Raw genomic sequence first — 22,848 nt, forward strand, 5'->3', positions numbered from 1 at the left:
CCCCCATGGTGGCCCGCCCCCCGGCCGCGCCGGGATGATCGGGAACCAGACGCACCGTGCGGATTGCCACATTGAACGCCGCCTCGCTAGTGGCCGGGCCATCCTCGCGGCCCGGCACGTCGATATGCCCGATCGCGCCGCAATAGAGCCCGCGCGCATCGCGTTCGACCTCGTCGATCAGTTCCATCGCGCGGATCTTGGGCGCGCCGGTGATCGAACCGCAGGGGAAGATCGCGCGCAGCAAGTCGCGCACGTCCGCCCCCGGCTGCAACTGCGCGCTGACCGTCGTCACCATCTGGTGCACGGTGGGATAGCTCTCGATCGCGAAGGGATCGCGCACCCGCACCGTGCCCGGCACCGCGACGCGCGCGATGTCGTTGCGCATCAGGTCGACGATCATCAGGTTCTCGGCGCGGTCCTTGGCATTGCCGGCGAGCGCGGCCTTGCGCGCGGCATCCTGTGCCGGAGTGTCTCCGCGCGGCGCGGTGCCTTTCATCGGCTTGACCGTGACGCGGTCACCCTCGAGCCGGAAGAACAGCTCGGGCGAGACCGAAAGGTGCCAGTGCGCGCCGTCCCACAGCACCGCACCATGCCCCCCACGCGAATCGCGGCGCAGCGCGGCATAGATCGCCAACGGATCGCCGCTCCACGAACCGGCCAGTTCGAAGGTCAGGTTGGCCTGATAGATATCGCCGGCGCGGATCGCCTCCTGCACTCTATCGAAAGCACGGGCATAGCCGGCGGGCGTCATCTGCGGGTCGAGCGGACCGAGCCGCCCGGCCCCGCTCGCCTCGCGATCGAGCCAGCGTTCGGCGTCGGCTGCAGGCATCCGCGTCATCTGTGCAAAGCGCGCGAACCAGACCAGCGGCCCCGCCGCGCCGCTGCGCTTGTCGGCCAGCCCCTTGAGCCGCGGCTCCAGCGCCAGCCCTGCCTCGTAAGCGATCGCCCCCGCCCACCAGCCGGGCGTGGCGCCGATCTGCGCCAGCGCGGCGTCCACCTCGTCGGCGCGGCGGGCGATCACCAGGTCCTCGACGCCCTCGTAGAGGCGGGCAAAACCGTCATGCCCCTCGCGGGCATCGTCGAGCAGCAGGAAGGGCGCGCGTGTCATCGTCGTGGCGCTTTAGCGGCAAGCCGAGGCGGATGCAAAAAGCCCTCGCGGGCAATCGCTGGGCGTCCTAAACGGGGCGTCAACCACGCGGCGCCAACCACGCGACGCCAACCATACGACGTATATCGGACGGGAGCAGACGGGCATGGACGATATTTTCCTCGGGCTGGGCGCCAAGGGCGAGCGCGAGGCGCTGCTGCTGTCGCGCGCCAACCGCCATGGCCTGGTGGCGGGCGCGACCGGCACGGGCAAGACCGTCACGTTGCAAGGCATGGCCGAGCAGTTCAGCCGCGCCGGGGTGCCGGTGTTCCTCGCCGACGTGAAGGGCGATCTTTCGGGCATCGCCATGCCCGGCAACCCGACGTTCAAGCATGCCGCCAGCCTCGAGCAGCGCGCAAAGGACCTCGGCATCACCGACTACGCCTATGCCGACAATCCGGCGGTGTTCTGGGATCTCTATGGCGAGCAGGGCCACCCAATCCGCACGACGATTTCGGAAATGGGGCCGCTGCTGCTGGCGCGGCTTATGGGCCTCAACGAGACGCAGGAAGGCGTGCTGACGATCGCGTTCCGCTATGCCGACGACAACGGCCTGCTGCTGATCGACCTGTCCGACCTCCAGGCCGTGCTCGCCGCCTGTGCCGAGAACGCCAGCACGCTGGCCACCAGGTACGGCAACGTCACCAAGGCCAGCGTCGGCGCGATCCAGCGCCAGCTGCTCGGCCTCGAAAGCCAGGGCGCGGACCGCTTCTTTGGCGAGCCGGCATTCGAGATCAACGACTTCCTGCGCACCGACGAGAACGGGCGCGGCATGGTCAACGTGCTCGCCGCCGACAAGCTGATGCAGAGCCCCAAGCTCTACGCCACGTTCCTGCTCTGGCTGATGTCCGAGCTGTTCGAGGCGCTGCCCGAAGTGGGCGATCCCGAGAAGCCCAAGCTGGTGTTCTTCTTCGACGAGGCCCACCTCCTGTTCGACGATGCGCCCGATGCGTTGATGGACAAGGTCGAGCAGGTGGTGCGCCTGATCCGCTCCAAGGGCGTGGGCGTCTATTTCGTCACGCAGAACCCGATCGACATTCCCGAGAAAGTCGCTGGCCAGCTCGGCAACCGCGTGCAGCATGCCCTGCGCGCCTTTACCCCGCGCGACCAGAAGGCGATCCGCGCCGCAGCCGAGACATTCCGCACCAACCCCGAACTCGACACCGCCACCGCGATCACCGAGCTCAAGGTCGGCGAGGCGCTGGTCTCCACGCTCGATGCCGAAGGGGCGCCGGGTGTGGTCCAGCGCACGCTGATCGCCCCGCCGCGCTCGCGCCTCGGCCCGGTCTCGCCGGCCGAGCGTGCCGCAATCCAGGCATCGAGCCCGTTCGGCGGCAAGTACGACACCGCGGTCAACCGCGAGAGCGCCGCCGAAGTCCTGGCCCAGAAGGCTGCCGACGCCGCCGCCGCCGCGCAGCAGGTCGAGGAAGAGGGCACCGCCGCCCAGCGTGCGCAGCCACGCCAGTCGCCCTCGCTGTGGGGCAAGGCGGGCAAGGCCGCGATCGGCGCGGTCGCCTCGTCAGCCGGCGCGGTGATCGCCGCCGAACTGACCGGCAAGAAGTCGCGCGCCTCGCCGGTGGCGAGCGGCGCCTCGGCGATTGTCGGCTCGATCGCCACGAGTCTGGGCGGTGCCGCCTTCGGCCGATTCGCGCGCGGGCTGCTTGGCGGCCTGTTGCGTTAAGCTTGCTTGATGACCTGGGCCTCGTGCCAGACGACGGCCTGGGCTACCTTGATGCAGTCCATCCCCGCGTCATAGGTCATCGACGGCGATCCATAGAGCCGCCAGCCCTGCGCCAGCGCCTCCGACACGCGGTCGCAGAACGCGCGGTCGTCGCGACCGGTGAGCAGGCGATAGATCGGGCGGTCTTCGGGCGTCTGGTGCATGGCGGCAGGATAGCGCAGCGATGGCGCGGCGCAAGCGGCCCCTCCACCACCCGCTGCGCCGGCGGTCCCCCTCCCCGCCTGCGGCAGGGAGGATCGTTGGGATCCTCCCCATCTTGATGGGGAGGTGGCAGCGCGCCAGCGCTGACGGAGGGGCGAGGCCCTGCCCTGCTGAGGCGTTGCCCAGCTTAAGCCAGAGACCCCGCAGCCGCCTCCAGCGCATCGGCCAAAGCCTCGGGCATGGACAGATAGGGGCTGTGGTCCGCTGGCAGCGTGACAACTTGCGCGCCGGGTGACATCGCGATCATGCGCTGCTGGCTGGCGATCGGGATGGTGCGGTCCTCGGTGCAGGCGACGTAAGTACGCGGCAGCGCGCCCCAGCGTTCGGGCGTCACGGCAATCTTTTCGCTGCGCGGGCCGTGCGGTTCGGTGAGCAGCCGCGGCAGGATCGCGGCCACATCGTCGGAGGGCGACAATTGCGCGAAGACCGCGCCGGCATCGCCCGTGGTGTCGATCTCGGTCCCCGCGCCGTCGGCGACCTTGAGGATGATCGCGTCGAACGCCGGGTTCGGGCCTTCCATCTCCTTGAACTCGGCCCGCGAGACCCCGGCGGGGAGCATCATCGCGCAGATGTAGACGAGCGCGTCCATGGCATCGGGGTGGGCTTCGGCGGCAGTGCTCACCACCAGCCCGCCGCGGCTGTGCCCCGCCAGCACGACCGGCACGTCGAGCCCCAGTTGCTTGCGCAAGTCTGCACAATGCTGCGCAGCAAAGTCACCCCAGCCTGCCAGAGTCACCGCCGCCAGTTCCTGCGCGGTGCCACCCATGCCGGGCAGCGTTGGCGCAATGACGGTATGGCCGCGCGCCTCGAGCAGAGCGGTCACCTTGTCGAAACACCAGCCCCCGTGCCACGACCCATGAATCAGAACGAAACCTGCCATATTCCGAAACTCTTGCCTCCTTCAGCGCACGTGCCCGGTCCAGGTGCGAAGACCCGGCGCCGTGCGGTCCTCGCCCGCCAGCGCCGCTGCCACGCCCGGCCGCGCGGTCATCCGCTCGCGCCAAGCCACCAGGCGCGGCGCCCGCGTCGCGATGTCCAGGTCGGGGAACATGCGTTCGACCATCATCCCGCAATGCGCATAGAAGTTGATGTCCGCAAGCGTATAGGCATCGCCCGCCAGCCACGCGGTCTCGGCCAGCTGGCGCTCGACCTTGTCGACGGCATAGGCGATCTTGTCGGTGGCATTGGCGAGATCCGCCTCGGAAAAGCCCGAGCGCGCGGTCGCCCACTTCTTGCGCTGGTCGGGCAAGGGGATATTGGCGAGCAGCGCCTCGAACTCGCCGTTCTCGATGTTGCGCGCGATTACGCCGACCATGCGGTGCCAGCCGTGCATCGAGACGTAGTTCATCACATGCTCGTCGACGAACTTGTTCCAGTAGCGCATCCGCGCCGCCCCGACCGCATCGCGCGGACGCAGCGGGCCATCGGCCGGCTGGGCATCGGGGAAGACATCCTCGAGGTATTCGTTGATGACCGTGGTGTGCGTGATGATCGTGCCGTCGTGATCGAGCACGGGCACTTGACCCTCGGGATTGACCGCCACGAACCACGGCTGGTGCTGCTCGAACTTGTGCAGGTCGACATAGCGGCTGGTGTAGTCGAGACCCTTTTCCTTGAGCGGGATCATCGACTTGAGCGAGTTGGCCACCGGTTCGGCATGGTAATAGGTCAGCGCCATGGCGATTGCCTCTTGGGGTTCAGAGCGAAAGGGTGCCGAGCAGGCCGCCATCGACGGCCCAGCTCTGCGCGGTGACGTGCGCTGCCGCATCGGACAGCAGGAAGGCGGCAACCTCGGCCAGTTCCTCGGCGCTGCCGGTGCGGCCCTGCGGCACGCGCGCTGCCATCGCCGCCATGGCATCGGGCGGCAGCGCGTCGAGCATCGGCGTCTCGATGAAGCCGGGCACCACGCAGTTGCAGCGCACCCCGAACGGGGCAAGCTCCAGCGCGACACCGCGCGCGAGGCCGAGCACCGCGTGCTTGGAGGCGACGTAGGCGGCGTTCATTGCCATGCCGCGTTCGCTGGCGAGGCTTCCGGTCACCAGGATCGCCCCGCGCCGGCGCGCCTTCATCGCCGGGGCGACATGCGCGATGGCGTGGAACACCGAGGTCAGGTTGACGGCGATAACCTGGTCGAAGGCCTCGTCGGCATAGTCCTCGACCGCGGCAAAGGTGCCGCCGGTCCCGGCGTTGCAGAACAGGCCGTCGATCGGCCCGCGCTGCGCCACCGCCGCATCGAGCGCCGCCAGCAGCTGCGCCTTGTCGGCGACGTCGGCCGCGGCCCAGCCGGCCTGCGCACCGAGCGTGATGCAGGCCTGCTGCAGCAGTTCGGCGCGGCGGGCGATCAGCGTGACCATGCCGCCCGCCGCCACCACGCGCGCGGCGGTGGCCCTGCCTATGCCGGTGGATGCGCCGGTGATGACGACGTGGCGGCCGGCAAAGTCCATCGCCTGGTCAGCCAAGACCCAGCAGCTTGACCGCGTTGTCCTTCATGATGCCGGGCAGCACCTCGTCGCGGAAGCCGACCTGGCGCGCGGCCTCGAGCCACTTTTCGGGACGGATCAGCGGGAAGTCGCTGCCGAACAGCATCTTCTTCTTGAGCTGGGTGTTGGCGTACTGGATGATCTGCGGCTGGAAGTACTTGGGGCTCCAGCCCGACAGGTCGATGTAGACGTTGTCCTTGTGCAGCGCCATCGACAGGCTCTCGTCGACCCACGGCCACGAGGGATGCGCGAGGATGATCTTCATGTCGGGGAAATCGACCGCGACATCGTCGACCAGCATGGGCTGGCCGTACTTCAGCCGGATGCCACCGCCGCCGCGCATGCCGGTGCCCATGCCCGAGTGCCCGGTGTGGAAGATCGCGGGCAGCTTGTAGTGGGCGATCACCTCGTAGATCGCGTAGCCGACCTGTTCGGCCGGGTGGATGTTCTGGCAGATGTGGTGGAACTTGAAGCCCTTGACCCCGTAATTCTCGATCAGGTCGCGCGCCTCGCGTGCGCCGTACTTGCCTTTGTGCGGGTCGATCGAGGCGAAAGGAATGCAGACGTCGTCGTTCTCGGCGGCGAATTCGGCGATCTCGTAGTTCGACACGCGCTTTGCACCGATGCCGCTCTCGCAATCGACCGTGAACAGGCAGAACGCGATGTTCTGGTCGCGATAGATCTGCGCGATCTCGGGCATCTTGGGCCGCTCGCGCGGGGCGCGGAAATAGCTCGAGGCGGCATCGAAGAACTTGCCCATCACCGGGTCTTCGGGATCGTGGCAGGAGACCTCGGCATGGACGTGCACGTCGATGGCGGTGATCTTGTCGAGGTCGATGGGCATGGGTCCTGGTCCTTGGGGTACTTGAAGTCGTCGTTCCCGTCCGTCGCCCCGGGCGTGTGACCCGGGGCGACGAAAACAGGGAAAAGGTCGTTCTAGAGCTGAATGATGACCGTCTTGGTCTCGAGATAGGCCTCGATGCCCTGGCGGCCCTGTTCGCGGCCGAGGCCCGATTCCTTGTAGCCGCCGAACGGCAGCGCGGTGTCGATCATGGCGTGGCAATTGCCCCACACGGTGCCCGATTTGATCTTGGCGGCCAGCTTGTGCATCGTCGCGACATCCTTGGTCCAGATGCCGGCGCCAAGGCCGAAGCAGGTGTCGTTGGCCATGCGCGCCACTTCGTCGAGATCCTCGAAACGCTGCGCGACGACCACCGGGCCGAAGATTTCCTCGCGCACAACGCTCATCTGCGGGTTCACGTCGGCCAGGATCGTCGGGTTGACGTAGTAGCCGCCATCCGCCGCCGGAGCGTCGCCACCCATGACCACGCTGGCGCCGTCACGCTTGCCGGCCTCGATGTAGCCCATCACGCGCTCGTGCTGTTCCTTGCTGACCAGCGGCCCCATGTGCGCCTCGGGGTCGAGCGAGGGGCGCGGGCTCCAGAACGGGGCCGTGGCGGCCATGCCCTCGAGCACCTGGTCGAACACCGACTTGTGCGCGAACAGGCGCGAGCCGGCGACACAGACCTGGCCCGAGTTGAAGAAGATCGCGCCCGCCGCACCCGGAGCAGCCTGCGCCACGTCGACATCGGGCATGACCACGACCGGGCTCTTGCCGCCGAGTTCGAGCGTCACGCGCTTCATCGACGCGGTGGCGTTGCGGTTGATCAGCTTGCCGATCTCGGTCGAGCCGGTGAAGGCCACCTTGTCGACGTCGGGGTGCTTGACCATCCGGTCGCCCGCGGTGTGGCCATTGCCGGTGATGATGTTGATGACGCCGGCGGGGAAGCCGGCCTCGACCACGAGGTCGGCCAGCTTGAGCGCGGTGAGCGAGGTCTGCTCGGCGGGCTTGAGCACCAGGGTGCAGCCTGCCGCCAGGGCCGGCGCGATCTTGAGCGAGGCCATCAGCAGCGGGAAGTTCCACGGCACGATCTGTGCGCAGACGCCCACCGGCTCGCGCACGGTATAGCTGAACACCTGGCCGCCGGGCATGGTATAGGGCTGGGTCGTCTCGCCGGCCACCTTGCTGGCCCAGCCGGCCATGAAGCGCAGCTGGCTGATCGCGCCGGGGATGTCGATCGCACCGGCCATCGTCTTCGGCTTGCCGTTGTCGATCGCCTCGAGTTCGGCGAACAGGTCGGTGTTGGCCTCGAGCAGGTCGGCCAGCCGGTTCATCGTGCGATCGCGCACCATCGGCGGCAGGCCCGACCAGCGGCCATCGTCGAACGCGGCGCGCGCGGCGGCGACCGCCCGGTCGACATCGCGGTCGGAGGCGTCGACCACATGCCCGACGATCTTGCCCGAGGACGGATCCTCGACCTCGATCACGGCGTCATGGCTGCTGTCCACCCACTCGTTGTTGATGAACAGCTGGGGCTTGCGCGCCAGGAATGCGCTGGCAGCGGGCGAATAGGCGCGCTGTTCGCGCGAAATGGTCGTCATCTCGTTCATGGCCGACTCCTCTCCGGTATTCTGTAATGCATCATAACATTTTTTAGCATGGTCGCCAGCGTCAATTGCGCGAGACACCCTTGCCGATGCGCTTGCCCATCTTGGCCTCGAGCGCCTTGTCCTCGTTGGCGCGGCTGATGAGGTACTGGCGGATCGCCTCGGCATCGTCGGCGGTCAGCACGCTTTTGAACGAGACCATGCCCGCCTCGTGCAGCGCGCCGTCGAGCACGATCATCTTGAGGCCCTCGGCCGAACCGATCGCGCCCGAATGGCGCAAGTCCGGATTGACGCCGCCCGCCACCGCGGCATCGCCGTGGCAGACATTGCAGTAACGGCCATAGAGCGCGCCGCCATGCGCCACCTGCTGCGGGGTGCCCGTCAGCGGCGGCGGGTCGAGCGGCCCGGCGTTGCTGGGCGGCGGGGCAGGAAGCTGGCCCTTGGCGCCGAGCTTGAATACCAGCAGGCGGCTGATGTTGCGCGAGGCGCCGCCCTTGTGCGCGAGGATGCCGGTGGCCACGTCCCAGACGCCGCCCCAGCCGACCATGACGGCCACGTATTGTTCGCCGCCGATGCTGTAGGTCATCGGCGCGGCGATGATCCCGCTCTGCGCCTCGAACGACCACAGCTTCTGGCCCTTGTCGGCGCTGTAGGCGACGAACTGGCCCTGGGCATTGCCCTGGAACACGAGGTTGCCGGCGGTGGACAGGATGCCGCCGTTCCACGGGCTGACCTGATCGACCTTCCAGGCGGCCTTGTTCGCGACCGGATCCCACGCGATGAGCGCGCCGGTGGTGCCAGCCATGGCGCCGGCCTGGACCTCGGGGATCGGCGGCATCGCGGTCGAGTAGCCGTCGATCCCGGTCTGGAACCCGATCGCGCTCGATTTCCAGTCCTTGGCCGCAGCATACGGGAATCCGGCGACATTGGCGGGAATGTAGAGCAGCCCGGTCCTGGGGCTGAAGCTCTGCGGCTGCCACGAATGCGCCCCGCCCGCGCCGGGCATGCCGATGAACGGCTTGTCGCCCTTTTCATAGCGCGCCTCGGGGTTGATCGCAGGCCGCCCGGTCTTGGGGTCGATGCCCGTGGTCCAGTTGACCGGCACGAAGGGCGCGGCCTGGATGAACTGCCCGGTCGCCGCATCGAGCACGTAAGCATGCCCGTTCTTGGGTGCATGCAGCACGACATGGCGTTGCCGGCCGCCGATCGTCAGGTCCGCCAGCGTGATCTGCGCGTCGGAGTCGAAGTCCCAGCGGTCCTCGGGCGTTTCCTGGAAATGCCAGGCATAGGCCCCGGTGTCGGCGTTCACCGCCACGATCGAGGAGGTGTAAAGCGCGTCGCCATTGCGGCCGGTCGGCGCAGGGTTCCACGGCTCGGCATTGCCGGTGCCGAACAGCAGCAGGTTGGTCTTGGGATCGTAAGTGATCCCGTCCCACACCGTGCCGCCGCCGCCCAGCGTCCACCAGTCTCCGGTCCAGGTCTGGGCGGCCGCCTCCATGGCCTTGTTCTCGAAACCCTTTTTCGGGTCGCCGGGAACGGTGTGGAACTTCCACACCTCGGCCCCGGTGTTGGGATCGTAGGCGGCGATATAGCCGCGCGCCTTGAACTCGCCGCCACCCGCGCCGATCACGATGCGGCCCTTGACCACGCGCGGCGCGCCGGTGATCGAATAGGTCTGGCGCTGCGGCACCACCACCTTGTCGAACACCACGCGGCCGGTCTTCTGGTCGAGCGCGATCAGGCGCCCGTCGAGCGTGCCGACGTAGATCTTGTCGCCATAGAGCGCGGCGCCGCGATTGACCGCATCGCAGCAGGCATCGACCAGCGTCTCGCGCGGGACCTTGGGGTCGTATTCCCACAAGACCTTGCCGGTGCGCGCGTCGTAGGCCTTGACCATCGACCAGGCGGTCGTCGTGTAAAGCACGCCGTCGTGCATCAGCGGGGTGGCTTCCTGGCCGCGCGCGGTGTCGAAGTCGACCGACCAGGCGAGGCCGAGCTGGCCGACGTTCTGCGCGTTGATCTGCTCGAGCGGGGAGAAGCGCTGCTCGCCCTGGTCGCGGCCGTAGCTCAGCCACTCACCCTCGGGCGCGGTGGCCAGCAGGGCATCGGTGACGCCGGCCACGGCCATCTTTGCGGGCGTTCCAGCCTCGCCCTTGCCGCACGCGGCGATGGTGAGGGCCACCGCCGCTGCCGACACCAGCCCGAGGCTGGCCATGAACCCTTTGCGCATCCCGTCATCCTCTCCATGGACCCGCCTGTTGTTCAGGTCGGGCAATCGTCGTGTCGGTACTTTTCCTGCCAGCCCTAGTTGGCCAGCCTAGGCCGGCCAGTGTCGTCCGCGTTCAGTTCACCATGCGATCGCTGTTGCCCCAATACTTCGCGCGCAGGGCCTTCTTGTCCATCTTCCCCGCCGCGGTGCGCGGGATTTCGCTGACAAACTCCACCGACTTGGGCGCCTTGACCCCGCCCAGCCGGCCCTTGGCGAAGCTGATGATCCCGGCAGCGTCGATCCCGTCGGCAACGACGACGGCGTGGACCTGCTCGCCCCACTTTTCATGCGGGATGCCGAACACGCAGGCCTCGCGCACCTCGGCCAATTCGGTCACGGCCGCCTCGACCTCGGCGGTGAAGACGTTGAAGCCGCCCGAGACCACCATGTCCTTCTTGCGGTCGACGATATAGAGATAGCCCTTGTCGTCGAACTTCCCGACGTCGCCGGTGTGGTGCCAGCCGAACTTGCGGATCTCGGCGGTTTCCTCGGGCTTTTCGAAGTAGCTGTGCGTGACCAGCGCGCCGCGGACGCAGATCTCGCCCGCCTCGCCCGCCGGAACCTGATTTCCGTCGTCGTCGAGCAGCGCGACCTTGATCGAGCGCGTCGGCTTGCCGCACGAGGCCAGCTTCTCGGGCGCCTCGCGGGCGAAACGCGCCACGTCCTCGGGCGGGAACCAGGCGACGATCATCGGGCATTCGACCTGGCCATAGGACTGGCACATGCATGGCCCGAAGATTTCCACCGCCTGGCGCAGCTTCTCGGGCGAGCAGGGGGAGCCGACGAGGATGAAGATGCGCAGGCTCGCATAGTCGTGGTCGCCGATCGCGGGCGAGGCCAGCAACTGGTACAGCGCCGTTGGCGGCAGGTACATGTGCGTGACCTTGTAGTCCTCGATTGTCGCCAGCACGCGCTCGGCATCGAAGCCGGGCAGGATCACCTGCGTCGCCCCCAGGCTCAGCGTCGACAGCGCGATCGGGCCGGCCGCATGGGTGATCGGTGCCGAGACCAGCGCCACCGGGCTGTCGGTGCGCCCGCCCATGCCATCGGCGGCGGTCTCGATCATCGTGCCCCAGCCGAGGTTGGTGACGTTCGCGCCCTTCGACGGGCCGGTCGTGCCGCCGGTGGGGAAGATGCCGACGAGGTCGGACAGGTTGCCGAAGGCGTCGATCTCGGGTTCGACGAAGTCGGCGGCAGTGACATCCGCCATGAATTCCTCGAGGCTGGGATCATCGCCCATGCGCCGGTCGAGGCAGACGAAATGCTGCATCACCGGGCACAGCGCCTTGAGCTGCGCGACCTCGTCGGCCTTGCTCGAGTGATAGACCAGCCACTTGCAGCGCACGTAGTTGATATAGGCGGCATTGGCGTCGATCGCGTTGCGCGTGTTGACCGGGATCCACTTGCCATTGGCGCGCCACATCGCCAGCAGCACGACCAGCAGCATGCCGTCGTTGGGGCCATAGAGGCCGAGCAGGTCCTGGTTCTCGAAGCCGTGCTTCTGCATCGCGGCGGCGATGCGCTCGCTCAGCGCCTTCGTTTCCGCGAAAGTCAGCTTGAGGCCGGTCTCGGTATCGACCACCGCCAGCCGCTGGGGATCGCGGTCATGACCCCGGTCGAAGTAATCGATGGCACGCATGGTCTCTCCTCGTCCGACTGTGGTCCGGATCGGGAGATGGGCTGGCCACCAGGGCCTCAAAGCACGGTATCCACGTGGACGAACCGGCGCACCTCTCCCGATTCCGGTTGCCCCGGTATTTGTTAGCAACACATACTAAATCGCTATCCGGATCGGTCAAGGGGCGCTCGCGCGGCGTTTCACGTTTGCTGCACTATAAGGCAAATGCGAGCGGTATCGCGCGCACTTGAGCGCATGACTTTCAGGATGAGGGCGAATGGAGGCGCCAGCGTGCTTCGACAAGCTCAGCACGAACGGCCAGGATCAGTTTCTCCTCCCAACTCCGTTCGCCCTGAGCCTGTCGAAGGGCCCATCCGGCGCGCCCTCGCCCTCTCACCCGCGCGACAAGGTCCAGCGGAACAGATTGCGCCGCCCCGACAGCGGCGCCGTGACGCGCTGGTCTTCGGCGCGGCGCAGACCCGCACCCCGCGCCGCACCGCGCAAGGCGCACCAGTCCGCCCAGCCGGTCAGACCCGCGACCGATCCGCCCTCGAGCGCCGCCAGCCGCGCCCGCAGCGCCAGCGGGCCGAGCGCGAGGTCGTGGCGGGTGGCGAGCGGGTAACCGCTTGCGAAGGCCCGGCTCTCGGGCACCCGGCTGTCGAACACCACCAGCGCGGGCAAGGCCGTGGCGGCAGCGCGCGCCGCGCCGGGCATGGCGCCGACACCGGCGGCCAACGTCCCTGCGCGCAGCAGCCCGCGCCGGTCGATCACGCCGCGCATCAGCCCGCCTTTCCGAGATACTTGGCGACGGCATCGAGTTCCGTATCGGTGATGTCGACGCGGGTCTGCACCGGCATCGCGCCCTTGCCGTTGCGCACCACCGCCTTGACGTAGTCGGCGGTGAGGTCGGTGCGGTTGGCAAGCAGGCCCTGGTCGGGGCTGCGGCCCATCATCATCTGCTGCTTGGTGACGAGATTGGTGCCCATGCCGCCGGCCAGGTGGCAATACCCGCAATGGGCCTCGAACAGGACGCGGCCATCGCCACCGGCCTTCAGGCGATCGCCAGCCGGATAGGCGGGGCGGAGCTGGTACGGCGGCGGCGGCCCTGGGGGCGGACCATGCGGAACAGGCGCCCCGGCCTGGGCCAGCGCGACCGAGGCACCGAGCACCAGCGCGGCGGCGGCGACAACCAGGCGGCTCATGCCTTTCCTCCCTTGGCCGATGCGGCGCCCTGGGCTGCGGAATAGCGCTCGCTGGCATAAGCCGCAGGCCAAACGCCCTGCTTGCCAGGCGCGATGATGCCGTTGGGATCCAGCGCGGACTTCACCTTCTCGTCGAAGCGGCGCAGCGCGTTGTTGTTGAAGTTGAAGGTGTCCATCACCGGGTCCATCCAGCCGAGGTGCGTCCGGTACTCGCCGTATCCGGCCTTGGCGGTCTCGGCGATCAGCGCGTTGAACAGCGATTTCATGTTCTCGACCATCGGCGCGTCATCGCGGTCGTACATCAGCATGTTGATGTTGTTGGCAAAGCGCCCGCCGATGGTGAAGCTGGCGTAGAAGTCGACATCGTGGTCGGCGATGATCTTGCGGCTGCGCTTGAGCTGGCCCAGCACGTGCGCGCTGGTTGCGGGCACAACCGGCGAGAAGCCCATGTGCGCGCCGCGCCCGCCGATCCAGTCCGACATCTGCAGCGGCACCGCGGAGGGCACGCCCATGGTGATCTCGTACTGTCCGATCGCATCGCCCTGGCGCCACCAGTTCTCCTGTGGGGCTGCGGCCAGGTGGCGCTTCATCGCCGTCTTGACGATCTCGGCCCTGGCCTTGATCACGCTTTCCTCGCCATAGAGGCGCAGCGCCACCTGCCAGTAGCCCAGCTTGTACTGCTTGAGCAGCTCGGCCACGCGCCATTCGGGGATCGCGCCGGGCTTGTCCCAGAAGTCGTGGCGCTGGCCCTTGAGCACCATCTTGCCCAGCCAGCTGGGGATGAACACGTTCTGGTCGATCAGGCCCGAGATCTTGAGCGGCGCGATCGTGTCGACCACCCAGCCGATGTCGCCTTCCTCGGGAATGTCGAAGATCAGCTCGAGCGAGGCCTCGGGCGCGGGCTGGAGCCACAGGCCGGCCTTGGTCACCATGCCGAGGTTGGATTGCGTGAAGGCGAGGTCGAAGGTCGGGCCATAGCTGAACGGAAAGAGATGCCAGGCGGGGTTGTTGTCCATCGCCCCCATGCCCGTGCGCAGCAGGTCACCGTCAGGCAGCACCACTTCCATGCCGCACAGGTTGCGCGCGTGCAGGCCATAGGGCGTGTAGCCGATGCCGTGGTCGAGCGCGTTGCCGATGACCGAACCCCAGCCATTGCCCGGCACGCTCATCCACAAGGGATGCTTCTCGCGCAGGATCGCATCGTGGAGGTCGAAGAACCCGACGCCCGGCTCGAGCACGCAGGTCGCCAGCTTGGGGTCTATGTCGAGGATGCGGTTCATCCGCCCGAGATCGAGCACGATGGCGCCGGCCATGCGCGGCGCGGCGGTGCCGTAGCCCAGGTTCTTGCCACGCGAGACCGGCCAGAGCGGGGTCTTGTACTCGTTGGCGAGCCGCACGATCGCGCGCACTTCCTCGACACTGGCGGGCGCGACCGCGGCGGAGGCGGCCCACTGCCCGGCATCGCCCGGGGAATAGATGTCGGAATAGGCGTCGCGGTCGCTGTCGCTGGCCATGACCCAATCCTTGCCGACCACGCCGGCATAGGCTTTGAGCGCGGCCGCGAACGTCTGCGGACTGACGCGCGGCGGCAGGTGCAGTTTCACCGGCAGGTTCTCCCAAGGCGACTCCCCCTGTGCGAGGAAGTTCTTTCTAACAATTGTTATTGTTTTGCCGTGAAGCCACCGCGCCGTCAAGCAGGCTTTCGCTTTTTGGCCGGGTTGAATTTTCAGGTCGCCAGGCCGCCTGTGCTTCCCTATGGTGCGCGGCAGGGGACCAGGAACAGCCAAGAGCGCCACGCCTGGACCATGACCGACCGATCCCGATACCACCCTGCCCGCACGCTCGCGCTGGCACCGCTCGTGCTGATGGCCGCCGCGTGCGACCGCCCGCCCCCTTCCGCGATCGGCACCGTCGCGGCGGCGCCCGAGGCGGGCTTTCTGCGCGGCGATGCGCCCGACGATCCCGCCTTGTTCGCCCGCGCGCTGTTCAACGATGATGGCACGACCGGGGCCGTGCCCGCCAACGGCGACTTGCGCGAACGCTATTTCACTCCCGAACTGGCCGGCCTGCTCGCCGACACGGTGCGCGACGACCCGACCAAACTGCAGTCCGACCCGCTGTGCCTCTGCACTTCGCCCACCGCGCTCAACCAGACGATCGCGATCGCCTGGCCCGATCGCGACCATGCCTTGGCGCGCGTCACCGTCACGCGCCAAGGCGTGCCCGATGGCGCCACCGCCCGCCTCGTCCTGGTGATGGCGCGCGGCCCCGAAGGCTGGCGCGTGGCCGACGTGCGCTACCCGGACAGCGGAGAGAGCTTGCGCCAGATCCTGGCCAAGGCCAACGGCGACGACCTGCAATTGCGCGCGCCGGACTGAAGGGCTGCGTGGCGGAAGCGTGCTTCGACAAGCTCAGCACGAACGGAGGTTGTTTCTGAATCCAGGAACGCCTCGCTGATCGCCCCCCGTTCGCCCTGAGCCTGTCGAAGGGCCCCTCGGTCACAAGCCACCGTCACGTCAGCGCGTAATACTTCACGTGATTGCCGTCCGGTCGCCGCTCGCCGACGCCAATGAAGATATGCCGGGTCAGCCAGTCGTGCGGCCCCTCGCTCGTCTCGAACGTGGGCTGCGCGCGCAGATAATATTCCGCGTGCGGCACCGGCGCGCCTCCGGCAAAGGCCCAGGCGCGCAGGCGGTCCATCACCCCCGGCTCGCGCCCCCACAGGAAGCCTTTATTCTGCATGTAGATCAGCGTGCCGTCATCGACCTCGAGCACGTAGCGCGCGTCGAACACCGCGGTGTCGTCAGGCCGGAAGAAGGCATAGTCCCCGCCTGAATTGGGCACCGCGCGCCCTTTCAGGCGCGGCCCCTCGAACGTGCCCTCGTCGACATAGACCGCGCTGCGCATTCCGCCCGAGGGCAGGTCGGGGATCATCTGCACCCGCGTGAACCGAAGCGTGCAGGCAAAGGCAAACTCCAGCCGGGGATTGTCGAGCGTCGAGAAATCCATTGCGATCGGTGGCCTTCAATAGTTGGAGAGGATCGTCAGGCTGGGCGCGTCGAGCGGCTTGCCCGCCTTCTGCTTGGCCAGTTCGTCGGCGCGCGTCTTGCCCTGCAGGTCGATGAGGTAGGCGTGGATCGCGTCGGCGTCACCGGGCGAGAGCACGTCGTCCCAGCGTGGCATCCCGCCCGGCAGCAGCGCCCCCTCGAGCACGATCTGGCGGAATGCCTCGTGCGTGCCCGGCTGCATCCGCCGGAGATCGGGCGCCATAGAGCGATGGATATTGGCATGGCAGATCGCGCAATTGGCAAAGAACAGCCCCTGCCCGCGCGCGATCGTCTCCGCCGTCACGCCCGCGGCCTGCACAGGAGCGGGTGGTGCCACCTCCAGCGGGGGCAGCAGCGGCGGCTGGGGGACCGGCTTGCCGCCGAGGCGGAACACCAGCAAGCGGTTCTGGTTGCCGCGCGCATAGGCCGCCGAATAGCGCGGGGTGAAGCTCCACCCGCCACCGCCCCACCCGGCCTGGACCGCGATATATTGCACGCCCTTGATGCTGTAGGTCATCGGCGCGGCCATGATCGGGCTGCCGGTGTCGATCGCTTTCAAGACTGCACCGGTCCGGGCATCGCGCACCACCAGCTTGCCCGAGAGCGAGCCGTGGACGAGCAGGCCCGAGGCCGTCGCCAGCACCCCGCCGCGATCCTGCCAGCCCTCGCTGTCCACCGCCCAGACGGTGCGTCCGGTCAGCGGGTCCATGGCGCGGAACTGGCTCTTGCCGGGATTGCGCACCGCCTCGGCGTAGGCGGGCAGCGCCTTGACCGCCGCGGCCATGGGCGGCGGCAGCGTCTCCACCGCCTCGCGCACGTCGGGGGTGAAGATCAGCGCGGCATCGTTGTTGAGCGCACGGGCGCGATAGGGCTTGGCGCCCGGCGTCATGAAGATGAGATTGCCGATGTCGGCGACCGAGCCATAGTAAAGCCCGGTCTGCGGGCTATAGGCCGCCGGAAACCAGTTGCGCGCACCGACGGTCGAGGGAAACACGATCTTGGGCCCGTCGGTATAGTCCGAGGCCGCGGGATCGAGGATCGGCTTGCCCGTCGCCGGGTCGATCCCCTTGGCCCAGTTGACCCGCGCGATGGCATTGGCCCGCAGCACCTTGCCGGTGCGGCGGTCAAGCACATAGAGGAAGCCGTTCTTGGGCGCGTGGATGATGACCCCGCGATCCTTGCCGTCGACCTGCATGTGCGTCAGGATCATCGGCTGGGTCGAGGTGAAGTCCCAGTTGTCGCCGGGCGTCTCCTGGTAATGCCAGACCATGCGTCCGGTCCCGGGATCGAGCGCGACGAGCGAGCCGAGGTAGAGGTTGTCGCCACCTGCGGGGGACCGCTTCGACCGGGCATAGGGCCCGCCGTTGCCGGTGCCGACCAGCACGTAGCCGGTTTCGGGGTCGTAGTTGATCGCATCCCACGGCGCGCCGCCGCCGCCGATATCCCAGCGGCTTTTCGGGTCCCAGGTCTTGAGCGCCGCGTCCAGCTCGGGCCGCTCCTGCGGGCCCAGCGCCGGGTCGCGCGGCACGACATGCCAGCGCCAGCGGATCGCACCGGTGCGCAGGTCCATCGCCGTGACATAGCCGCGCACGTCGTATTCGGCACCGCCCATGCCGATCACCACCACGTCGCCCGCCACTTCGGGCGCGCCGGTCGAATTGTCGCCGCGCTTGCGATCCTCGATGAAGTCGGTCTTCCACACCACGGCGCCAGTCCTGGCATCGAGTGCATAGAGCCACCCGTCGAGCGCGGCGATCAGCACCTTGCCCTGCGCGACCGCGAGGCCACGGTTGACCATGTCGCAGCACGCGGTGCGATTGCGCTGCATGTCGACCTCGGGCTCGAACCGCCACAGCTCGCGCCCGCTTGCCGCATCGAAGGCATAGGCGCGGCCGGCATTCCCCGCGACATAGAGCACGCCATCGACCATCACCGGCGTCGCCTCCTGCCCGCGCGCGGTGCCGAGATCGGCTTCCCATGCGAGGCCCAGCGTGCCCACGGTCTGCGGGTTGATCGCGGTCAGCTTCGACCAGTGCGTCTTGCCGGCATCGCCACCGGGCGCCGGCCACTGCGCACCGGCGCCCTGGTTCAACGGCGTGGCGGCGGGGAGCGCCAAGGCTGCGAGCGTTGCGAATGCGAGCGTGCGCCAGCGTGCTTCGACAGGCTCAGCACGAACGGGGGTGGGGGCGATTCCACCAAAAGAACTGCCTGCATCGATCCCGTTCGCCCTGAGCCTGTCGAAGGGCCGAGCCGCGCGCGCGCGTGCTTCGACAAGCTCAGCACGAACGGAGGTGGGGGCGATTCCATCAAAAGAACCGCCTGCTTCGATCCCGTTCGCCCTGAGCTTGTCGAAGGGCCCCTCGGCCAAGCGCCACACCCGCTCCACAAAGCGACCGACCGAGAAATACCCCATCACAGCGCATCCCATGGGGAGGGCATGCGATAGGGCACGGTGATGAAGTTCGCCTCAATCTGTTCGATCATGCCGTGGTCGATCTTGAACAGCTCGGCGATGTAGAAGCTGTGCGGGCGGCGCACCGGGCTTTTCACCGTGCGGCCGTCGGTCAGCTGGTATTCGTCGATCCGGCCCGAATGGTCGATGAAGCCGAACGCCAGCACCAGCCCGCGCTCCTCGTCGACCAGCGGGAAGCGCCGCGCGCGCAAGGCGTCGTCGTAGCGGTAATTGCCCATGCGGAACTGTTCTTCGCAGCCCAGCGCCGAGACAGGAACGATCTTGGCGAATTCGGGGTTGCGGGTGGTCTGAACGCCGTTTTCCACGCGCTGGCAATCGGGGTGGAAGCGCGTGTGGATCGTGCCGTCGTTCTGCTGCAGCGTGTCGAAATAGCCGTTGGACAGACGCACCATCTCGGCCCGGTCAACCGGTTGTTCGGCCTCGCGGTGCAGGATCGGCTTGTCCCAGTAGCGCGGGTTCTCGAACTTGATGCCGCTGTCGCTCTGCCGCACGATCAGCAGCTCGGCCTCGGCCACCTGCCCGGCCTCGTCCAGCCGCAGCCGCACGGTCAGCGCCGATTCCTCGATCGCCTCGACCAGCGTGCCGAAATAGCCGACCTGGCGGGTGCGCGTGTCGGCGAAGCGCAACTGGTAGTCGCCCAGCCGGATGACCGTGCCCCAAACGCCATCATCGGTCGCCAGCATGACGTTGTTTTCGGAAAAAAGCGCGCCGGGCGCCCAGTTCACTGCCGCCGGATTGCCGGTATCCAGCGCGGCCAGGAACGCATCGAGCGCAGCATAGAGGGCCTCGCGGTCCATTCTCTCTCCCTTTTCGTCATGCAGACGCCAACAAGTCTTTGACGCGGTTATGCGTCCGGCATATCCTATCAATTGTTAGAATAAAAGGGGAGAGTGACCCATGGCCCGGACCGAGGCCGAACAGGCCCTGCACGACCGCGTGCTGGCGATGTACCGCGAGGTGCTGATCGCCATGGATAGCACCGCCGTCGATCGCTACATCGCGCCCGACTACATCCAGCACAGCTCGCTTGCGGAGCCCGGCGTCCCGGCGCTCAAGGCGTTCCTGGATCGCGTGCGCGCCGAATCGCCCGATGCGCGGCAGACCATTCACCGCAGCTTCGTCGACGGCGACCATGTCGTGGTGCACACCCATGTCGAGCGGTGGCCGGGCGATCCGGGCCTTGCCGTGGTCGACATCTTTCGCTGCGCGGGCGACATGATCATCGAGCACTGGGACGTGATCCAGGACGTGCCGACCGATCCCGTCAACCGGCACTCGATGTTCTAACCCTGGAAAGGCACGCCATGCGCTTTACCGACAAATGCGTCGTCATCCTTGGCGGCAACGCCGGGATCGGGCTGGCCGCCGCGCGCCAGTTCGCCGCCGAGGGAGCGCGTCTCGCGTTGACCGGGCGCAATGCCGAAACGCTGCACGCCGCAGCCGAGGAACTGGGCGCACTGGCCGTGCGCGCCGACATGGGCGACGTGGGCCAGACCCGCGCGGCATTGGGCGAGATCGAGGCCGCGCTCGGCGGGATCGACGTGCTGTTCGTCAACGCCGGGGTCGGTGGCTTCGCCATGGCGCCCGACGTGACCGAGGCGTTCTGGGACGAAATCCACACCGTCAACCTGCGCGGTGCGTTCTTCGCGATCCAGCAGGCGCTGCCGCTGATGCGCGATGGTGGTGCGATCGTCATCACCGGCTCGATCGGATCGGTCGCAGCGGTGCCGGGCAATGTCGCCTATGCCGCCGCCAAGGCCGGCCTGCGCGCGATGGCGCGGATCGTCGCCAAGGAATTGCTGCCGCGCCGCATCCGCGTCAACCTCATCAGCCCCGGCCCGACCGACACCGAGATCTTCAAGCGCGACGCCACGCCCGAGGCGATCGCGGGGATGAAGGCGATGTTCGCCGAAGTCGTGCCTCTTGGCCGCATGGGCACCGCCGAGGAAGTGGCCAGCGCCGCGCTGTTCCTGGCGAGCGCCGAGGCCGCGTTCATCAACGGCGTCGATCTCTATGTCGACGGCGGGTGCCTGGAGCTGGGGTAGCCGTCGACGGGGCCGCTCACCCCTCCAGCATGCGCAGCACGCGCTGTTCGAGGTCGTTGACCGCGAAGGGCTTGGTCAGGACGTTCATGCCGGGCATCAGGTTGCCATTGCCGATCACCGCGTTCTCGGCATAGCCGGTGACGAACAGCACCGGGATGCGCGGGCGCAATTCGCGGCCGGCCTCGGCCAGCTGGCGCCCGTTCATCCCCCCGGGCAGGCCCACGTCGGTCACCATCATGTCGAGGTGGCAATCGGAACGCAGGATCACCAGCGCCGAGGCGGCATCGTCGGCCTCGAGCACGGTGCAACCCAGGTCCTCGAGCGCAGTGACGATCAGCATGCGCACGATCGGCTCGTCATCCACCACGAGGACCGTGCCCCGCGAGGCGCCGGCCGACGGATCGGACGAGGCCACGGCATGCGCGGCCGGATGCTCGGGCTCGGCATGGCCGTAGTAGCGCGGCAGGTAGAGGCACACGGTCGTGCCGACGCCCTCTTCGGAATAGATGCGCGCGTGGCCGCCCGACTGGCGCGCGAAGCCGTAGATCATCGACAGGCCCAGGCCTGTGCCCTGCCCCAGCGGCTTTGTGGTGAAGAACGGATCGAACGCCTTGGCGATGACGTCGGCCGACATGCCGACGCCTGAGTCCGACACGCAGAGCGAGAGGTACTGCCCGGCAGGAATGTCGTGCACGGCGGCGGCCTGGGCATCGAACCAGCGGTTGGCCGTCTCGATCGTGATCCGCCCGCCGTCAGGCATCGCGTCGCGCGCATTGATGCACAGGTTGAGCAGCGCATTTTCCAGCTGGCTGACGTCGACCAGCGTGGTCCACAGCCCTGCCGCGCCGACCACCTCGACCGCGATCTCGGGTCCCACGGTCCGGCGGATCAGGTCCGCCATGCCGTCGACCAGTTCGTTGACGTCGGCCGGGTGGGGATCGAGCGTCTGGCGACGCGAGAAGGCCAGCAGGCGATGCGTGAGGGCGGCGGCCCGGCGGCTCGCCGACTGGGCCATCGCAAGATACTTCTCGACTTCGGCGAAGCGTCCTTGCGCCAGCCGCGTGCCGATCATTTCCAGCGCGCCCGAGATGCCCGCGAGCAGGTTGTTGAAATCGTGGGCAAGGCCGCCGGTCAGCTGGCCGACGGCCTCCATCTTGTGGGCCTGGCGCAGCTGCTCTTCGGCGCGCATCAGTTCGGAGGTGCGCTCGGCCACCCGCTGCTCGAGCGTTTCGATCAGGCGGCGCAATTCGTTGGTGACGCGGTCGCGCTCGGCCTCGAGCGCGCGGCGCCCTTCGAGGTCGATCAGGACCCCGGGGAAGCTGATCGGCGTGCCGTCCTCGTCGCACTCCACCCGGCCGACCGCCTCGATCCAGCGATACTGGCCATCGGCGCCGCGTACGCGATACTGGTTGCGGAACGGCCCGGGTTGCGCAAACGCGGCCGCGACGGCCGCGGCCTGTCCCTCGCGGTCGTCGGGATGGATGTTGGCCTCGAGCGCCGATCGCTCCAGCACCGTCTCGGCTTCGCCGGCGATGCCGAAGGCGGCGCGAAATCCATCGTCACCCGTCAGCACGTCGCTGCGCAGGTCCCAGATCCAGGTGCCCACGATCGCATTGGCCGACAAGGCGAGTTGCACCCGCTCGACGTTTTCGCGCGCGATGGCCTCGCTGCGGCGCATCGCCGCCTCGGCGGCCTTGCGCGCCGAAATGTCGCGGAACAGCACCGAGACCTGGCGATCCGCCTCGCTGCCGACGCGTCGGGCCGACACCTCGATATAGCGGCGGGCGGTGACGAACTCCTGCTCGAACCGGATCGGCTCGCCAGACCGCAATACCTTGCCGTAGAGGTCCAACCACACCTCGGCCTCGTCGGGGGCGATGTCGCGCAGTGTCTTGCCGATGATCCCGGAAATGCCGGTGTGTCGCTCGTAGCCCGAATTCGCCTCGATGTGGCGATAGTCGCTCAGCGGCCCATGCTCGCCATCGAAGAACTCGATGATGCAGAACCCGTCGTCGATCGCCTCGAACAGGGCGTGATAGCGGCTGGCAAACGCATCGCCCGCCCGCAACCTCAGGACTTCCGCCTCGAGTTCCGTGCGCGACAGCGCGGTCAGGGATGTATCAGACACTGTGCAGCCCATTCATCTAACGGCGCAATCCTGTGCGCCTGCAGCATGT

Annotated in this window: 20 protein-coding genes; 4 read left to right on the forward strand and 16 right to left on the reverse strand. The window is 67.8% G+C overall.

Annotated features, from left to right (window positions below):
• Positions 1–1,108, reverse strand: a 1,108-nt coding sequence (gene pabB / locus V7Q48_RS13610) for an aminodeoxychorismate synthase component I (protein WP_333838800.1), incomplete at its 3' end; no start/stop codon positions are given.
• A gap of 145 nt (positions 1,109–1,253) precedes the next feature.
• On the opposite strand from pabB, the gene V7Q48_RS13615 reads away from it, so the two are divergent.
• Entirely contained in the window at positions 1,254–2,828 is a 1,575-nt protein-coding gene (locus V7Q48_RS13615; RefSeq protein WP_333838801.1) for a helicase HerA-like domain-containing protein, read from the forward strand.
• On the opposite strand, the gene V7Q48_RS13620 is transcribed toward V7Q48_RS13615, so the two are convergent.
• From V7Q48_RS13620 to V7Q48_RS13670, 11 genes are all read right to left on the reverse strand, one after another.
• Positions 2,825–3,031, reverse strand: a complete 207-nt coding sequence (locus V7Q48_RS13620) for a DUF1737 domain-containing protein (protein WP_333838802.1) — start codon at positions 3,029–3,031, stop codon at positions 2,825–2,827. The genes V7Q48_RS13615 and V7Q48_RS13620 overlap by 4 nt on opposite strands.
• 185 nt (positions 3,032–3,216) lie before the next feature.
• Entirely contained in the window at positions 3,217–3,969 is a 753-nt protein-coding gene (locus tag V7Q48_RS13625; RefSeq protein ID WP_333838803.1) for an alpha/beta fold hydrolase, read from the reverse strand.
• A gap of 21 nt (positions 3,970–3,990) precedes the next feature.
• Positions 3,991–4,767, reverse strand: coding sequence for a glutathione S-transferase family protein (locus V7Q48_RS13630; RefSeq protein ID WP_333838804.1), 777 nt, complete (start codon positions 4,765–4,767; stop codon positions 3,991–3,993).
• Positions 4,768–4,786: 19 nt separating this feature from the next.
• Positions 4,787–5,548, reverse strand: coding sequence for an SDR family oxidoreductase (locus tag V7Q48_RS13635; protein WP_333838805.1), 762 nt, complete (start codon positions 5,546–5,548; stop codon positions 4,787–4,789).
• The gene (locus V7Q48_RS13640; protein WP_333838806.1) at positions 5,541–6,413 is read right to left on the reverse strand and encodes an amidohydrolase family protein; all 873 of its coding nucleotides are present in this window, start codon (positions 6,411–6,413) and stop codon (positions 5,541–5,543) included. The genes V7Q48_RS13635 and V7Q48_RS13640 overlap by 8 nt, the downstream gene beginning before the upstream one ends.
• Before the next feature lie 92 nt (positions 6,414–6,505).
• Positions 6,506–8,020: an aldehyde dehydrogenase family protein gene (locus tag V7Q48_RS13645; RefSeq protein ID WP_333838807.1), complete on the reverse strand. Its 1,515-nt coding sequence runs from the start codon at positions 8,018–8,020 to the stop codon at positions 6,506–6,508.
• Between the two features lie 61 nt (positions 8,021–8,081).
• On the reverse strand, positions 8,082–10,247 hold the full coding sequence (locus V7Q48_RS13650; RefSeq protein WP_333838808.1) for a PQQ-dependent dehydrogenase, methanol/ethanol family: 2,166 nt from the start codon (positions 10,245–10,247) through the stop codon (positions 8,082–8,084).
• Between the two features lie 112 nt (positions 10,248–10,359).
• Complete coding sequence (locus tag V7Q48_RS13655; protein ID WP_333838809.1) at positions 10,360–11,925, reverse strand: class I adenylate-forming enzyme family protein; 1,566 nt, start codon at positions 11,923–11,925, stop codon at positions 10,360–10,362.
• Positions 11,926–12,297: 372 nt separating this feature from the next.
• The gene (locus V7Q48_RS13660) at positions 12,298–12,684 is read right to left on the reverse strand and encodes a hypothetical protein (RefSeq protein WP_333838810.1); all 387 of its coding nucleotides are present in this window, start codon (positions 12,682–12,684) and stop codon (positions 12,298–12,300) included.
• Positions 12,684–13,106: a c-type cytochrome gene (locus tag V7Q48_RS13665; RefSeq protein ID WP_333838811.1), complete on the reverse strand. Its 423-nt coding sequence runs from the start codon at positions 13,104–13,106 to the stop codon at positions 12,684–12,686. Before V7Q48_RS13665 ends, V7Q48_RS13660 begins: the two co-directional genes overlap by 1 nt.
• The gene (locus V7Q48_RS13670) at positions 13,103–14,710 is read right to left on the reverse strand and encodes an FAD-dependent oxidoreductase (protein ID WP_333838813.1); all 1,608 of its coding nucleotides are present in this window, start codon (positions 14,708–14,710) and stop codon (positions 13,103–13,105) included. The genes V7Q48_RS13665 and V7Q48_RS13670 overlap by 4 nt, the downstream gene beginning before the upstream one ends.
• 201 nt (positions 14,711–14,911) lie before the next feature.
• On the opposite strand from V7Q48_RS13670, the gene V7Q48_RS13675 reads away from it, so the two are divergent.
• Positions 14,912–15,484, forward strand: coding sequence for a hypothetical protein (locus tag V7Q48_RS13675; RefSeq protein ID WP_333838815.1), 573 nt, complete (start codon positions 14,912–14,914; stop codon positions 15,482–15,484).
• A gap of 133 nt (positions 15,485–15,617) precedes the next feature.
• Here the strand turns inward: V7Q48_RS13675 and V7Q48_RS13680 are convergent, their stop codons facing one another.
• The 3 genes from V7Q48_RS13680 to V7Q48_RS13690 all read right to left on the reverse strand — a co-directional run bounded on the left by V7Q48_RS13680 (position 15,618) and on the right by V7Q48_RS13690 (position 19,423).
• Positions 15,618–16,115, reverse strand: coding sequence for a DUF3237 domain-containing protein (locus V7Q48_RS13680; RefSeq protein ID WP_333838816.1), 498 nt, complete (start codon positions 16,113–16,115; stop codon positions 15,618–15,620).
• 15 nt (positions 16,116–16,130) lie between these two features.
• Positions 16,131–18,269 (reverse strand): PQQ-dependent dehydrogenase, methanol/ethanol family, encoded by a 2,139-nt coding sequence (locus tag V7Q48_RS13685; protein ID WP_333838817.1) that lies wholly within the window; start codon positions 18,267–18,269, stop codon positions 16,131–16,133.
• Between the two features lie 296 nt (positions 18,270–18,565).
• Complete coding sequence (locus tag V7Q48_RS13690; RefSeq protein ID WP_333838818.1) at positions 18,566–19,423, reverse strand: hypothetical protein; 858 nt, start codon at positions 19,421–19,423, stop codon at positions 18,566–18,568.
• 100 nt (positions 19,424–19,523) lie between these two features.
• On the opposite strand from V7Q48_RS13690, the gene V7Q48_RS13695 reads away from it, so the two are divergent.
• Together V7Q48_RS13695 and V7Q48_RS13700 are read left to right on the forward strand one after the other, a co-directional pair.
• Positions 19,524–19,913 (forward strand): nuclear transport factor 2 family protein, encoded by a 390-nt coding sequence (locus V7Q48_RS13695; RefSeq protein ID WP_333838819.1) that lies wholly within the window; start codon positions 19,524–19,526, stop codon positions 19,911–19,913.
• Between the two features lie 17 nt (positions 19,914–19,930).
• Positions 19,931–20,671: an SDR family oxidoreductase gene (locus V7Q48_RS13700; protein ID WP_333838820.1), complete on the forward strand. Its 741-nt coding sequence runs from the start codon at positions 19,931–19,933 to the stop codon at positions 20,669–20,671.
• A 16-nt stretch (positions 20,672–20,687) separates the two neighbouring features.
• Here V7Q48_RS13700 and V7Q48_RS13705 read toward each other — a convergent pair whose 3' ends face one another.
• Positions 20,688–22,799: a response regulator gene (locus V7Q48_RS13705; protein WP_333838821.1), complete on the reverse strand. Its 2,112-nt coding sequence runs from the start codon at positions 22,797–22,799 to the stop codon at positions 20,688–20,690.
• Positions 22,800–22,848 lie beyond the last annotated feature (49 nt).

Source organism: Novosphingobium sp. (genome assembly GCF_036803765.1).
GTDB lineage: Bacteria > Pseudomonadota > Alphaproteobacteria > Sphingomonadales > Sphingomonadaceae > Novosphingobium.

Coding starts and splice junctions, on each gene's coding strand:
- V7Q48_RS13615 (WP_333838801.1), top strand. CDS start 1,254: ATGGACGATATTTTCCTCGGGCTGGGCGCCAAGGGCGAGCGCGAGGCG.
- V7Q48_RS13675 (WP_333838815.1), top strand. CDS start 14,912: ATGACCGACCGATCCCGATACCACCCTGCCCGCACGCTCGCGCTGGCA.
- V7Q48_RS13665 (WP_333838811.1), bottom strand. CDS start 13,106: ATGAGCCGCCTGGTTGTCGCCGCCGCCGCGCTGGTGCTCGGTGCCTCG.
- V7Q48_RS13690 (WP_333838818.1), bottom strand. CDS start 19,423: ATGGACCGCGAGGCCCTCTATGCTGCGCTCGATGCGTTCCTGGCCGCG.
- V7Q48_RS13645 (WP_333838807.1), bottom strand. CDS start 8,020: ATGAACGAGATGACGACCATTTCGCGCGAACAGCGCGCCTATTCGCCC.
- V7Q48_RS13640 (WP_333838806.1), bottom strand. CDS start 6,413: ATGCCCATCGACCTCGACAAGATCACCGCCATCGACGTGCACGTCCAT.
- V7Q48_RS13625 (WP_333838803.1), bottom strand. CDS start 3,969: ATGGCAGGTTTCGTTCTGATTCATGGGTCGTGGCACGGGGGCTGGTGT.
- V7Q48_RS13630 (WP_333838804.1), bottom strand. CDS start 4,767: ATGGCGCTGACCTATTACCATGCCGAACCGGTGGCCAACTCGCTCAAG.
- V7Q48_RS13680 (WP_333838816.1), bottom strand. CDS start 16,115: ATGGATTTCTCGACGCTCGACAATCCCCGGCTGGAGTTTGCCTTTGCC.
- V7Q48_RS13660 (WP_333838810.1), bottom strand. CDS start 12,684: ATGCGCGGCGTGATCGACCGGCGCGGGCTGCTGCGCGCAGGGACGTTG.
- V7Q48_RS13620 (WP_333838802.1), bottom strand. CDS start 3,031: ATGCACCAGACGCCCGAAGACCGCCCGATCTATCGCCTGCTCACCGGT.
- V7Q48_RS13700 (WP_333838820.1), top strand. CDS start 19,931: ATGCGCTTTACCGACAAATGCGTCGTCATCCTTGGCGGCAACGCCGGG.
- V7Q48_RS13650 (WP_333838808.1), bottom strand. CDS start 10,247: ATGCGCAAAGGGTTCATGGCCAGCCTCGGGCTGGTGTCGGCAGCGGCG.
- V7Q48_RS13655 (WP_333838809.1), bottom strand. CDS start 11,925: ATGCGTGCCATCGATTACTTCGACCGGGGTCATGACCGCGATCCCCAG.
- V7Q48_RS13695 (WP_333838819.1), top strand. CDS start 19,524: ATGGCCCGGACCGAGGCCGAACAGGCCCTGCACGACCGCGTGCTGGCG.